General features: G+C 53.8%; 10 protein-coding genes. 4 read left to right on the top strand and 6 right to left on the bottom strand.

Annotation, left to right across the window (positions count from 1 at the left end; all coding sequences use genetic code 11):
• Positions 1-380: 380 nt before the first annotated feature.
• Positions 381-818: a hypothetical protein gene (locus tag RR_RS03055; RefSeq protein ID WP_229380487.1), complete on the bottom strand. Its 438-nt coding sequence runs from the start codon at positions 816-818 to the stop codon at positions 381-383.
• A gap of 528 nt (positions 819-1,346) precedes the next feature.
• Between RR_RS03055 and RR_RS03060 the strand changes: the two genes are divergently transcribed.
• Both RR_RS03060 and RR_RS03065 read left to right on the top strand, forming a co-directional pair.
• Complete coding sequence (locus RR_RS03060) at positions 1,347-2,303, top strand: bile acid:sodium symporter family protein (RefSeq protein WP_049938544.1); 957 nt, start codon at positions 1,347-1,349, stop codon at positions 2,301-2,303.
• Between the two features lie 551 nt (positions 2,304-2,854).
• Complete coding sequence (locus RR_RS03065; protein ID WP_011222617.1) at positions 2,855-3,511, top strand: lactate utilization protein; 657 nt, start codon at positions 2,855-2,857, stop codon at positions 3,509-3,511.
• Positions 3,512-3,703: 192 nt separating this feature from the next.
• Here the strand turns inward: RR_RS03065 and RR_RS03070 are convergent, their stop codons facing one another.
• From RR_RS03070 to RR_RS03080, 3 genes are all read right to left on the bottom strand, one after another.
• Positions 3,704-4,300 carry a TetR/AcrR family transcriptional regulator gene (locus RR_RS03070; RefSeq protein ID WP_011222618.1) on the bottom strand — a complete coding sequence of 199 codons (597 nt, stop codon included), beginning with the start codon at positions 4,298-4,300 and terminating at the stop codon, positions 3,704-3,706.
• Positions 4,301-4,445: 145 nt separating this feature from the next.
• Positions 4,446-6,938 (bottom strand): efflux RND transporter permease subunit, encoded by a 2,493-nt coding sequence (locus tag RR_RS03075; protein ID WP_011222619.1) that lies wholly within the window; start codon positions 6,936-6,938, stop codon positions 4,446-4,448.
• A 27-nt stretch (positions 6,939-6,965) separates the two neighbouring features.
• A complete protein-coding gene (locus RR_RS03080; protein WP_011222620.1) occupies positions 6,966-8,900 on the bottom strand; it encodes a COG1361 S-layer family protein in 1,935 nt (644 codons plus the stop codon).
• Positions 8,901-9,396: 496 nt separating this feature from the next.
• Between RR_RS03080 and RR_RS03085 the strand changes: the two genes are divergently transcribed.
• A complete protein-coding gene (locus tag RR_RS03085) occupies positions 9,397-9,996 on the top strand; it encodes a TetR/AcrR family transcriptional regulator (RefSeq protein WP_011222621.1) in 600 nt (199 codons plus the stop codon).
• A gap of 28 nt (positions 9,997-10,024) precedes the next feature.
• On the opposite strand, the gene RR_RS03090 is transcribed toward RR_RS03085, so the two are convergent.
• On the bottom strand, positions 10,025-10,441 hold the full coding sequence (locus RR_RS03090) for a hypothetical protein (protein ID WP_229380486.1): 417 nt from the start codon (positions 10,439-10,441) through the stop codon (positions 10,025-10,027).
• A gap of 548 nt (positions 10,442-10,989) precedes the next feature.
• On the opposite strand from RR_RS03090, the gene RR_RS03095 reads away from it, so the two are divergent.
• Positions 10,990-11,352 carry a HalOD1 output domain-containing protein gene (locus RR_RS03095; protein ID WP_004965598.1) on the top strand — a complete coding sequence of 121 codons (363 nt, stop codon included), beginning with the start codon at positions 10,990-10,992 and terminating at the stop codon, positions 11,350-11,352.
• A 532-nt stretch (positions 11,353-11,884) separates the two neighbouring features.
• Here the strand turns inward: RR_RS03095 and RR_RS03100 are convergent.
• Positions 11,885-13,129 (bottom strand): Cdc6/Cdc18 family protein, encoded by a 1,245-nt coding sequence (locus RR_RS03100; RefSeq protein WP_004965595.1) that lies wholly within the window; start codon positions 13,127-13,129, stop codon positions 11,885-11,887.
• Positions 13,130-13,156 lie beyond the last annotated feature (27 nt).

A 13,156-nucleotide genomic window follows, 5' to 3' on the forward strand; every position in this document is an offset into this window, starting at 1 on the left:
GACACTGGCGGTTCTTATTAAAGACTGGTAGCGATATCAGTAAGTTCTCACTCCGCACTTAGACAGTATCGGCTTCAGACGTAGCCGATGAGAGCTTTGAACTTCGTTCTGGAGGTTAGTACGATTTTAGATAATTGTATAGAAGGCACGCATCAAGCCTATCCGCCGAGGTTGTGTAGTTCGGGGAAGTCCGTTTTATGCGGTTTAGATCTTAGATGCACTGAATCCGGATAACGTGCGGTAGCTCCCGCAGTTGCGACCGTAGTGAGTCTATCAAGAATTTTGCCATGTGGAATAGGAATCTGTGCAGTAGTATATCCAACAGCATAGAATCGGATTCAGCAGTTCTGAAGGGTGACTTTACTTAGAGGTCACCGATGTTATTCACGGGGACCAAACTCTTGACAGCCGAATCTATCCCTGTTCTCTGGCTGTGCACAGAGGTAATCAAGCCGTTTTTCCATTTCGGATCGCGGCATGCCCGCTTGATCTTTTCGGGACTCCGCAAGCCGGGCTTGACTGGCGTTTAGCATCTTTTCTTTCCTTTCTAGTTCCGAAACAAGTGTGTCTACGTCCTCGTTACGTGTTTCTAACTGTTTGTTGAGTTCTTCAGCGCGGGCTTTTGCGGCCTGTCGATCTTCCCGAGTCTCGTTCAGTTGTTCACGCAATTCCTCGTTTTCAGCGCGAAGGGCTTCGTTCTCTGTCTGGATGTCCTGTGCAGAATCCTGGAATGCAACCGTTGTCCCGACTGTCCCACTAGTGGCGACCACGGTGGCAACAAGTAGCCAAGAGCTGATGTTACGTGCAAGAGTGCTCACCAGTGAACCACCTCCGACGTAACCGGAGTACTGTACAGATTTCTGCCCCGGTAGTGCAGTAGTGAGGGTTGAGTCATCATGTTCCAGCTTGATTGGTATGTGCTACTAATCGTAGTTTCTAGTTGCCTACGATTAGGCTACGAATGACCTCTAATAGGCAACTAGTACTAATGTAGAGTGTAGCTGAACTAACCGATTAGATCAGGTCCGATGGCGAAGTTGTACATTGCCGCAAATTGCTGCGTGGGTTCTGTGAGTTCCGGTCGCTACCTGCTGCTGGAAGCCGTCAAGCAAACGGATGGATAGGTAACAGCTTTTCTTACTAGTTCAGCGACAGGGTACCTATTCTCTCAAACAGTTCGTCGAGCGTCTACACCGATTTGGTACCAGCGATCCACTATCTTGCCGACGGACCACTGGCCGCCCCTCACCCCGGGTTCGTAATTCGACAATACGGCGATCCAGAGTAAACTTTTTTTGTGTTGTTCATCATCCAGATATGTGACTTCAGTATCGACGCTTCGTGCGGTGAGTCGCGCTGCGAGCAAATACTTCGTCGTCTGGGTCGTCATTCTGGCAGGGCTCGCTCTCGTCAGGCCGGACCCGTTCATCCCAGTTTTGGACTACGTGTCCCCACTACTCGGGCTAATTATGCTTGGGATGGGGTTGACGCTCCAGCCGGCGGACTTTCAGCGACTGATCAAGGAACCAGTGGATATCGGTATCGGCGCTGTCACGCAGTGGCTGGTGATGCCCGCCGCTGCGTACGGGCTGTATGTCCTGCTCGATCTTCCAGATGCTGTCGGTATCGGTCTCATTCTGGTTGGTGCCGCCCCCGGTGGGACCGCATCGAACGTGATGGCGTATCTCGGTCGGGGCGACGTGGCCCTCTCCGTCGCAATCACGACCCTTACGACCCTTGCAGCACCGATCGTGATGCCGGCCTGGGTGGTGTTTACCCTCGGTGAACAGATAAACGTCACCTTCGCAGAGATGTTCCAGAGCATCATTCAGATCGTCATTATTCCGGTGTTTCTCGGGTTCACGATCCGGTATCTGCTGGACCGCTATTCACCGAAAGCTGCTGAAATCGGTACCGATGTGTTCCCGGTTATCAGTGTTGCCGCCATTGTCGCGATCGTCGCTGGCGTCGTTGGCGCAAACGTGGATAATATTCTCACTGCCGGTCTACTCGTGCTGGTGGCAGTCGTTACTCACAACGCTATCGGGCTTGGCTCGGGGTACGGTGTCGGTCGGGCAACTGGGATGTCAACAGACCGCGTTCGGACCTGTGCGTTCGAGGTCGGCCTCCAGAACAGCGGGCTGGCCGTTGCGCTGGCAACGACCCTGTTTGAGCCTGCGGCCGCACTCATTCCCGCGCTGTTCAGCGTCTGGCATAACATCACAGGGCCGGCGCTGGCAAGCTTCTTTAGCTGGCAGGACAGCGGGCAGAAATCCGTTGAGGCTGTGCCAAGCGACGACTGATACAAGATTCCCAGCGGTACGGTTTTTCAGTATTACCGGACGTACAATCCGTCCACGTCCACCATACTCTGCTTATGCGTTACCGGCGATTGGAAACGCCAAACGAGTGCTGGCATCGCGGGCAGTGATATCGGGTCGTATATCCGGTGGTCGAAACGTCCCAGTCTCCTCCGACCATCCCGCTCTCAAAATCACAGTCCGGACAGAACAGGACCATCTTCGAGGGTGTTCCAGTAGTGTCTGTAGTTTCCTTCCGTGCCATTTGCATTGATAGTGTAACATGATGAATGGAGAGCAATATATGCTACCCCCCGGTTTTCAGCAATTGATATCACAGCCGCCCCGTGCTGTTTCCGGACAGAGGCGAGTCCGACCACATCGGGGTGGGAGATTCTGAAGCCCAGAAACCATGTTCACAGAGTTTCTATCCGCACATTACATCCTATCTGAGGGTGGAGTATCACCGATGTAACTACCTGACACCGGTGTCCGCGAGCACTTTTGGGCTAGCTACGCCTTCGTGTTGATGCTGATACACCTACCGACAAAATATGTCTCAACAGAAATCAGATTTCGCTGACGACGCGGATATCGACGAATCACTGGACGAACTGGCCTCCGAAGAAACCATTGAGGAGACCGTCGAGAACTTGGAGGCAAACGGATTCGAGGTCATCGTCGTTAACTCGGCCGACGATGCACTCGCGGAACTGCAGTCACTCATCCCGGCAGAAGCGTCTGTGATGAACGGCCACTCGACGACACTCGAAGAGATCGGGTTCGACGAGTACCTGAGTGATGGGGATCACGGGTGGGAGAGCCTTCCCGAGGAAATCTGGAGTATCGACGACGACGCAAAGCGCCAAGCTGCTCGGCGAGAGTCACAGACGGCCGATTACTTCCTCGGCGGCATCAACGGCATTTCCCAGACCGGCGAACTCGTCGCGGCGGACCGTTCGGGAAGCCGCATCGGTGCGTATCCGTTTGCGGCCAGTAACGTCGTTATCGTCAGTGGTGTGAATAAAATCGTGCCGACGCTTGAGGACGCGCTTGACCGACTGGAAACCGTCGCGTACCCCCTCGAAAACGAGCGTGCAAAGGAGGCCTACGGCGTCGACTCTGCGATCGCCAAGCAACTCATCCTCCGCCAAGAACTCGAAGAGGGTCGCACTACCGTTGTCCTCATCCGCGAACACCTCGGTTATTAACTGAAAGACACTCAGAAGCTAAGCGGTGGTCGGCCCCGCTGCCCTGCCTTTCCGGGCAGAAGCACACTATCAAAAAAACAGCAATCCTCGGTAATTTCCCACCCTCGGTAGTTCTGCAGGCGGATAGCCTGTGATTGACTTGCTCCGGACCGTGTAGCAGAGAGAGTGCACCGTGACCCAGACTGGCAGGAACTACGAAATCAGATGCGAATCGATATACGAGAACAGAGACGCTTTCGCTGCGGCCGTCGCGGCTTCACGGTTGGTCGTGAGGCGGCTATACATGGTTCCTTTAATCGTTGCCAGAATGTGTTCGGCCGCGTGTGTCGGATCGACATCGCGAAACACATCCGCATCAACGCCTCGCCGAACAGTTTTTTCGATGATTGTAGCAAGTCGAGTATCGATTTCGGTGAACTGCTCGCGAAACACCGCCCGCTCAAGTGCTTGCGGGGAGAGCGTGACTAAAACGCTGTGTAGCTGGCGTTTCTCTTCCGGTAGTTGACACGGGAGAAGTGTGCTAATAATGTGGTTGAGATCTTCTTTCGGGTTGTCACCGATGCTGGTGTTGATTGTCGCCTCGAATCGGTCAACGGTGAATCTGAGGAACCGGAGTAGGAGCGCGTCTTTTGAGTCGTAATAGTGGTATATCGTCGACTTGGCCTTGTCAAGCTCATCAGAGATACGCGATATCGAGAGCTCAGCGTACCCGCTGTTAACAAGCGCCCGGTGAGTTGCGTGCATAATTTCTTTTTCAGTTGCACACAGGGCATCGCTCTCGTCAGTCATACAGACAGTCGTCCCTCCTGACTTCGGCTGGGGTGGCAGTACGGTGCCGCTTGCTCAAGCGCGGTATCTGAGCGATCCTGACTAACTCGTTCAATTGGGACACGATGAGTCTCAAGTGAGCAGGAACCGAGGTGAGTGGACCGCATTAATTCACACTCCGTGATTGGCTCGACGAGAGCAGTGTCCCAAGCGTTCCACGGCTATGGTCCCAGATAACGATCGAGGTCGGAAGGACCAGTATGGACGCTACGAACGAATAGAGGACGCTGAGGGCGATCAGCAACCCGAACTGACCCAGGATCGGGACGACTGCGAGGACGAGTACTCCGGTGCCAGATGTTGTGGTGACCATACTGCCCGCCAATGCGCCACCTGTTCCCCGGACGCTAATGTCGAGTGCTTCGAGCAAGCCGACGTCGCCCCGGTACTCCTCGGAGAACCGATGGACGAGGTGGGCAGAGTAATCGATACCGAGCCCAATTCCGATCGATAACGTCGTTCCGGTGAGGACATTAAATGGGATGTCCAGATACCGCATTGTCGCAGCCAAGGCAGCAATGGTAAGCAGTATCGGGATGAGGTTCGCAGCCCCGAGCCCGGGACGGCGTTCGAGTAGCCAGTAGGCGAAGAACAGGAACGCTGCAGACGCGAGAATTGCGAGACCCAGGCTTATGTACGCCGACTCTGCGATTACATCCGAGACGGCTTTTAATACCACAACGCTACCGGTTGCGGTCGCCTCCATCCGGAACTCATCAGCAACGGCTCTCGTGTCATCTGTCACTTCCTGTTGACTCGCATCGGACTCAACAGAATATACAACTCGCGTGCGCGTGAAGTCGTCAGTCATGTACGATGCCGCGCGGTCACCGTACGGTGAGTCATACAGCGCGTTGTAGATAGTCGGAAGGTTCTGGTCGGGAACGCCGTTCCCGTTCTGGTCGTTCTGGGCGACGAGTTGTCGGAACTCCGGCGAAGCACGCTCGTAGCGGTTAATCACCGTCAGGATACTTGTCGTATCTGCACTTCCGCCGGCTGTGACAAATGAGTCAGGCGGGTCCTGATTCGCCCGGTAGATTTCCTCTAACGCTGTTCCATCCTGTAACGATCCTTCGACGTATATTGTTACTGTGTCACTCTCACCACTCTCGAAGGTGTCCTCAAGATAGTTTATTTGTTTCGTGACTGTGTACTCGCTCGGAGCCACAGCTTCCGGCAGAACCTCGACGTATCCGGGGTTCTCCTCCGGTGGGAGGAAGTCCTCAGTGGTGAACCGGGTATCGATTCCAGTTCCATACGCCCCCATGGCTGCCGTAGACACCAGCACAAGAGCGAAGAATACGTACGGGGCCCGGCGGGCGATTGTGACACCGATAGTGAGGGATTTGCCGACTGCGGAGTCCTCAGAGCCGATCGGAGCGATACTGAATTCGGGGAGGTCGTATCGCACCCGCTGCCGGTCCGTGAAGTGTTTGAGCGACGGCAGGAAGATACCGAAAATAAGGAACGTGAATATGATTCCGACACTGGCGACAAACCCAAGGTCGCGGATCGGACCAAGCTGACTGGTCCCGTTGGCCGCGAATCCCAGAACTGTCGTGCCTGTCACGATGAAGAAGGCCGGGAGCAACTGGTCTGTTGCGGTCCGCATTGCGGGCGTCGGCTCGACATCCTCGACGCGCTCTTCACGATATCGGTTCACGGCGTGAATCCCAAAGTCGATTCCAATGGCGAGGAGCAACGGCGGGACTGTGATCAACATCTGCGTGAAGGGGATACCGGCCCAGCCCATGAACCCGAATGTCCAGACAATCGCCATCGCAAGGGAGACAAGGCCAATGAGCAGATCAAACGGGTCCCGGTACGCGATAATGAGGAAGAACAGAATCAGGACCACAGCAGCCGGGACAACGAGTCCCAGCGAATCGGAGATAACACTGCTCAGTTCTGCAGAAATGAGCCCACTGCCGAAGACAGAGATATCACCGTCGACCGAACTGACGATAAACTCCGCTTCCTGCTGAATGGGCGTCAGTGGTGATGACCCCTCTGTCCCGGCACTGCTTGAGACACCTGACACCTCGTGGGTAACAGTCGTCAGTGTTGCCGATGCAGACGGCTCTTCTCGGTTCAGGTCGTTGCTGAGAAGTCCTGCAACTGCCGGCTGGCGCTCGAGCGTCGTTCGAGTGGCGGATTTGATTTCCGACTGTGAGGCTGCTTCTACGGCATCGATCTGTTCGGGCAGTGTCTCCGCGTCCGGGTCAAGCGTCTGTGCGACGGCCTGTGCAACACTCGTCGTTCCGACAACGTCCTGTGATTCGCGCTGTGTCAACCGGTTCTGGGCTTCCAGCATATTGAGGATGGCCGGCTTCGACAGGACGTTCTGGTCTTTCTGGATTAGCGTCGTGGAGCCAGTCCCCTCACCGAACGGTTCGCGTTCGAAGTTGTCGTTCACCTCGTCGAACGCTTCCTGTGCAGGAACGCCGTCGGTGAACTGTGATGTCCCCGAGTCGGTCGCAGTCATGCCGAACCCCGCCGACAGAATGAGGGTTGTGACGATGAACACAGCGACGACTGTCTTGTCACGGTTGACAATCCAATCGTCTAGGATGTCGATATATTTCTGGTAGTCTAACATTGTGTCATATACGTTAGCCTCGGAGAGTTACTGTCGGCTGTACCAGACCACGCCGCCAACGACTGCGAGAAGTCCAACACCACCGATAAGCCACAGTGGCGTCCCGCCGCTTCCGGACTGGTCCGTAACTTCTATTGGCAGACTGTAGGTGTCTGAAACCCGTTTGTCCCCGTCTGGCGTCTCATACTGGAAGTCAAGATTGAGCGGATACGTCTTGTCCAGCGCATTGCTTCCCGCTGAGAGCTGGACGGAAACCGTTTCTGACTCTCTGGGTCCCAGCTCAGCGATAAACGTTTCATCGTCACTGCTGCTGAGCGGATCATTGACGAACGCCTTGCCCTCAATGCTGGTCAGCGTCTTGTCTTTCGTATTCGTTATCGTAAACGTAATTGAGCGGTCTTGTCCGACGCCGAGCGTCGAATTCTGCATTTCGATGTCGAATTCGTCCTGACTGCCATCCACTGTTGAGCGAACTTCAAGTGTCTCTGCGACAACCCTGTCATCGTTGTCGTCGCGATAGCTCACTCCGAAGTCAAACTGCCGAGCGCCTGCCTCTGCGCTGTTGGACACGTCAACACCAAAGCTGAAGTTGGCTGATTCGCCTGCATCGAGATTTCCGACAGCGTACTGCGTCTCTTTTGGCGATAGTGTCGACTGCTGGCTTTCCCAAGCGATAACAACGTTCTCAACATCACGCGTTCCAGTGTTTGTGAGGGTTGCACTCAGTGATCCGTCTTCACCGGCTTGGAGTGAGGTGTCAATATTGGACACGCCAAAGTTCTGTTCAGGTGCCGGACTGAGGCTCAACTGTACATCGTCATAGGTGCTGGTGTCGCCCTCGTGATCATCATACTGGACGTTGGCCGACAGCGCGTAGCTTCGGTCCTCGGCATCGGGGCTGGCTGTTGCATCAACTCGGACGGTCCGAACTTCACCGGGTTCCCAGTTGCCAACATATGCTGTTGTCGAGGAACTCTTGCCGAACGTTATATCGGCGTTCCGTGAAGCAAACGTAACAGATGCGTCATCAACAGTCAACGGGCCTGTGTTGCGGAGCTGAACCTCGTACGTTCCCGTGTTGCTGACGGCGACAGAGCTGCTTGAATTGACGACTGAGAACCGCTGTTCAGGATCAGGTTCGACTGCAATGGATTGTCCTGCTGATTGCGTTCGGAGGCCGTCCTCGTTGTCAAATGCGACCGACAGCTCAAACCCGTACGGCTCCGGCTCGGCGGCTTCAGCGGCACTCACACGATAATTGAACGTCCGGACTTCGCCCGGTTCCCACTTATCAACGAATCGTGAAGTGGCAGCGCCGCCGCTCACTGTGAGGTCCTGACTCTGGGATTCCAGCGTTACCGCGGAGTCCCGTGCGGAACTGCTTCCGGTATTTTCAACAGTAACCGCTACTGTGCCCGTAGAGTCAACGCGGGCATTCGAATCAATATCAGTCACATTAAACGTGGCGTCATTGGTGACATCGATTTCAACGTCGACAGTCCGAGTGTTCTCGTTCTCGTCTCGAGCCCCCGTCTCTTCAGAGATGAAGCTCGCGTGCTTGTACCTCAATTTCAGTTGTGCTTCGTGTGTTCCAGAGTCCGCGTCTTCATCCACGCTGATCTCAAACGGGACTGTAACCTTTGGGCCGACTTGGAGGGTCCCGAGGCTTCGTTTCGAGTTCTTGACGGATATTGGTGCGTCGCCAGAGCTAAGTGACACGGTGAGTCCCTTAGCAGCGGTTACCTCGCTGTTTAACGCCGGATTTTGAGCTGAACCACTTTGCAAATCCCCGGTGTTGACTAGGGAAATTTCTACAGTCTTTTGCTCACCAGGGGCGACACCGTCGTCTTCAAGCGTTGCAACGATATCGGGGCTCCCAACGACCGCAGCGGTTGCCGTTCCGCTAGTTACGACAATGCCAACTACGGCCAGGAGTAGCAGCTTCTGTGCCTTCGGTGCCATATTAGTAAGGCTTCCATTCAATCCGCGGTTCGTTGGTAGTCATAAACGGCTTCGAAATTCTTCGGTTACCAGTCGTCATGTTCCTGTAGTTGACTAAACGTTCAATCACATATAGTGCTTTCGTCTCTTCTGAAGTCAGATAGGACAACCAATCGATCAAAACCCGCGCTGTTTGATTTTTGGGACCTCAGAGTGTTGGCGTTAGAAGGGTCTGAGAGCACACCAAATGGGCAGATACGTGCGATACACTCGGATGAGTGTGTGAATACAAAGAACTAGAATGCAGTCCAATTCACTCCGTGATACAGGGGCCAACAATACGCTTAAGTTTATTGAATGTATAGTCAAGAATATAGCTATCTACCAACAACTGCCCTTACTCAATCCAGTGATGAAAACGAGACCCCAGATTGGCCACGTGGTCAACAGCGAGCGAACAGCAAAACCGTGAGTGATTTGAACCGTACCGCTCAAGCACGGAACGGTCAATGTAAAGATGACTAACGAGATAACCTTTTTTCAGAACCCGGAGGGAACCCGCGAGGAGATCCTCGAGGCAACCTTCTATGCACTGCGTCAGCACGGCTACGCGGATCTAACTATTTCAAAGATAGGTGATGAGTTCGGGAAGAGTCAATCGCTCATATATCATCATTACGATAATAAAGACGAGTTGCTGGTAGATCTTCTTGATTACATGCTTGAGCAGGTCGAAAACCAAGTTCCGCTTCCCAACCAATCCCCTGAAGCATACATTGACGTGATCGTCGACGAAATATTTGGGACAAGCAACAACAGTGATATCGAATTTTCCCAGGCTGTGATTGAGTTGCGAGCGCAGGCAGCGCACGACGACGATTACAACCGTCTCTTTCGCAGGAGTGATGACTTTATTCGAAAGCAGATCGCCCGTGTCATCCAAGCGGGTGTTGACGCCGGCGCATTTACTGTTGAAGACCCATCGCAGACAGCCGCACTGTTCCACACAGTTTTAGTCGGGATTCAGGCGGAACGGATTACCAGCGACGAGGACACAATCGACGACGTGAGAGCCGAATTTCGACGGTACGTCGAGAACTGTTTGCTCTCGGAGTAGCCCCATCAAGTCACGTCTAGCTGAGCGATTAACTGCCACCGTCAGCCATCGTGCCGCCACCGGGCATCGACTGACAGTCTCCTTCGGGCTTCTGGATCGGGTCAACCACACCCCACGAGTGGAAGTCCCACCGCATTGACTCGCCTTCAATACGTCGCGGATATCCGGAGTCCGCCAGAATGTAGTATGTCAGCGGCTTCTGGGACTCAGCCTGAGAGATTTCATACACCAGCACCTCCTCACCATCGATGGTATCCCGACCGACCGGCGTGACTTCCGGGTTTTCCTCCGGCTGATCGGAGAAACGGCCTGGATCAACCTCGTCACGACCCATCCCCTGTTGCATCGTTCCCCGGACACACTGCCCTCCAACAACGGTGTACGTACTGTTCCCAATGTGATACATCTCCATCTGTTGTCCCTGCTGGTCGAATGACCAGTACATATCTCCCCGGTAGAAACGGCCAGACATCTCCACGGTCCGCCCTCCGGACTGCACTGTGGCTGTCATCGCATACGATTTAGGGAACCGTGTAACCTGACCGAACTGTGTTGATCTGTCGTCGTTACCGCTGAGCGTCGATTTATTCGTAGCAGTTACCGCAGCTGAGTCCGGCGTTGGTTCGGCACCGCCACCAGTCTCAGTCTCACTCGAATTACCGCTTTGATCGCTGCCACAACCGGCGAGTACAGTCAAGCCCGAACACACGACTCCGAGTAGCTGCCGTCTATGTAGTTGGTGCATGGGGACGGATATCCTCGGCTGACACACACTACACAGACGATTATGGTTATTGTTACCATGTATATTCCATCCTGGCTACGAATGGGGTGATCGTACGCGTATGGACTAACCAGCGCAAGCCGAATAGCTATACGGTATAGCTTATCTAATTAGACGTGAATTAACCCAAGTCGGATTGGAGGGGGTAATTATCATGCCCGAATATTCATACATATATTATACGTGCGTTCCAGTTATTTGCTAGATAGATGACCGACGACAGCCGGAGCGATGAGGCTGATGGGGATACGGGCCTCTTTGCGGCAACGAGCGGCACCCTCACTGAAGTTCGGTACGACCCAACTAGCGATCAGGAGCTTGCCGCGGTTATTGTTCAGGCCATCGCCGACCAGACGGGAACAGAAGCAGGAACGTATCGTGAGTCGCCATTGCACGACTACATTGATGTCGGTGCAATTGAGACACTGCTGTTCGGCACACAGCCGGGCCAGTCAACCGGACCAGCGACTCAGACCATCACATTTCAGTACCGGAACTTTCTGGTGACAGTGCGCGCTGACGGAGTGATCCAGTTGTCGAATACCGACAACAACAGGTCAGGTAGGTACTAGTGGCAAGCATACAGATCAGGGTATCTAGCCCAATAGCGTCCTTATGTGAATATTTTACTGACAATCAATCTCAGAATTTCCCATCATTGGGTTGGAAAGTTGCCACCCATCAAGCAACCGTACGTGGACAGGTTGCAATAGTCTGGCCTGTGATACTGTGCAAGGAGAGGCTTTACGCGATGATTTAGATGAGAGGTCCGATTCACGTGATAGGCGGATTGTCTCTGGTTTTCGAGGAAGCAATCACTTGACGTAGAAAACCACTATTCAGCCATTCTTGCCTGAAAGATGGTGTTAATTACAACTATCACACGTATTTGATTCTCAAAAGCAATATCAGTAGATTTCACAGGAAATATTATCCCATCAACAGAAGAGTCGTCACTGTTGAACACCACTGTGTCCGGAGTTCTTCGCGCTACTGAGGTAAATACAGAAGAGTCGTCACTGTTGAACACCACTGTGTCCGCTGTTCTATATCCTGAGAACCATCCCGTATCGGTCGGTTCCGACACCACCATGTCCGCCGTTCCTACGTAGACTGGAAGTCCGAAAGCGTCGCTTCGGCATCGACAAGGTTAGTGACAGATTTGTGGATTCCAACATCGTCAACAGTCTTCTCAAGCGCTGCAAGAATCATTTCCGGGTCCATCTCGAGAGAGTACTCGCGATAGGTCCCACCACGCCGTCCCTCGTTCCGTTCGATTGCCGAAATAATACCTAACATCGACAGTTCACCGAGGTGGTCACGCATCCGGCGTGGAACAAGCGGGTCAATCCCTGCCTTTTCGGCGAAGTTCGTGTATCGAGGTCTGATATCCCGTGTCCGGGCCGGCGTCTTCCCTTCCTGGTCAAGTGTAACCATAGCATATACCACCAGATGACCGTGTTGGGTCAGTCCCGAAATACCCTCTTGAATCCGACCCCGTTCCAGAACGTCACGTGCCTCTCGAACAAGGTCTTCCGAGATCGTGTCTGTGTCTTTGTCGCGGGCCAGGTCGCCCGTTTTCATGAGCAGGTCAAGTGACTGTCGTGCGTCACCGGCGTCTTTCGCGCCGTAAGCAGCGCACAGTTCGATGACACCGTCTTCGAGGACGCCGTCGTGAAACGCTACATCAGCGCGTTGTTGCAGGATCTGTATCAACTCCTTCGCGTCGTATGCGGGGAACTGGATTTCCTCTTCACAGAGTGAGCTCTTGACCTTCGGGGAGAGGTCATCGCGGAAAGAGAAATCGTTCGAGATACCGATGATACCGATCTTCGCAGAGCTCAGGTTGTCGTTTGCTCGCGCACGTGGGAGTTGATAGAGGATACTGTCGTCTTCGATGTGATCGACTTCGTCGAGAACGATATAGATAGTGCCACCACAGGAGTCGAGTTCGGTCCAGAGCATATCATACACTGTCGCGCGCGGATATCCCGTCGTACTGATCTGGCTCGTTTCGTCCCTGAATTCGTTGACGAGTCGGGTAGCGATTTGATAGCTACTGGAGAGGCCGTCACAATTTAACATTTTCACCGTGAGATCGATATCCTCGTACTTTGCTGCGTCTTCTTCGAGATGGTCGATTAGATACCGCGTACCAGCAGTCTTCCCGACCCCCGTTTTACCGTACAAGAAGATATTGTTGGGCTGCTCACCGTTGATTACGGGTTGAAGCGCAGCTCGATACCGGTTTAGCTCAGTATCACGCCCGACAAGGTTCTCAGGCTGGTAATCCTCTCGGAGGGCATCCCGATCCAAGTAGATCTCGGTGTCACGTTCGAACATCCCCATAGTCGTTGCTTGACGTATTGGAAGGAA

Origin of the sequence: Haloarcula marismortui ATCC 43049 (assembly GCF_000011085.1) — an archaeon.
Lineage (GTDB): Archaea > Halobacteriota > Halobacteria > Halobacteriales > Haloarculaceae > Haloarcula > Haloarcula marismortui.

Coding starts and splice junctions, on each gene's coding strand:
- RR_RS03065 (WP_011222617.1), top strand. CDS start 2,855: ATGTCTCAACAGAAATCAGATTTCGCTGACGACGCGGATATCGACGAA.
- RR_RS03070 (WP_011222618.1), bottom strand. CDS start 4,300: ATGACTGACGAGAGCGATGCCCTGTGTGCAACTGAAAAAGAAATTATG.
- RR_RS03075 (WP_011222619.1), bottom strand. CDS start 6,938: ATGTTAGACTACCAGAAATATATCGACATCCTAGACGATTGGATTGTC.
- RR_RS03080 (WP_011222620.1), bottom strand. CDS start 8,900: ATGGCACCGAAGGCACAGAAGCTGCTACTCCTGGCCGTAGTTGGCATT.
- RR_RS03085 (WP_011222621.1), top strand. CDS start 9,397: ATGACTAACGAGATAACCTTTTTTCAGAACCCGGAGGGAACCCGCGAG.
- RR_RS03090 (WP_229380486.1), bottom strand. CDS start 10,441: ATGTACTGGTCATTCGACCAGCAGGGACAACAGATGGAGATGTATCAC.
- RR_RS03095 (WP_004965598.1), top strand. CDS start 10,990: ATGACCGACGACAGCCGGAGCGATGAGGCTGATGGGGATACGGGCCTC.
- RR_RS03100 (WP_004965595.1), bottom strand. CDS start 13,129: ATGGGGATGTTCGAACGTGACACCGAGATCTACTTGGATCGGGATGCC.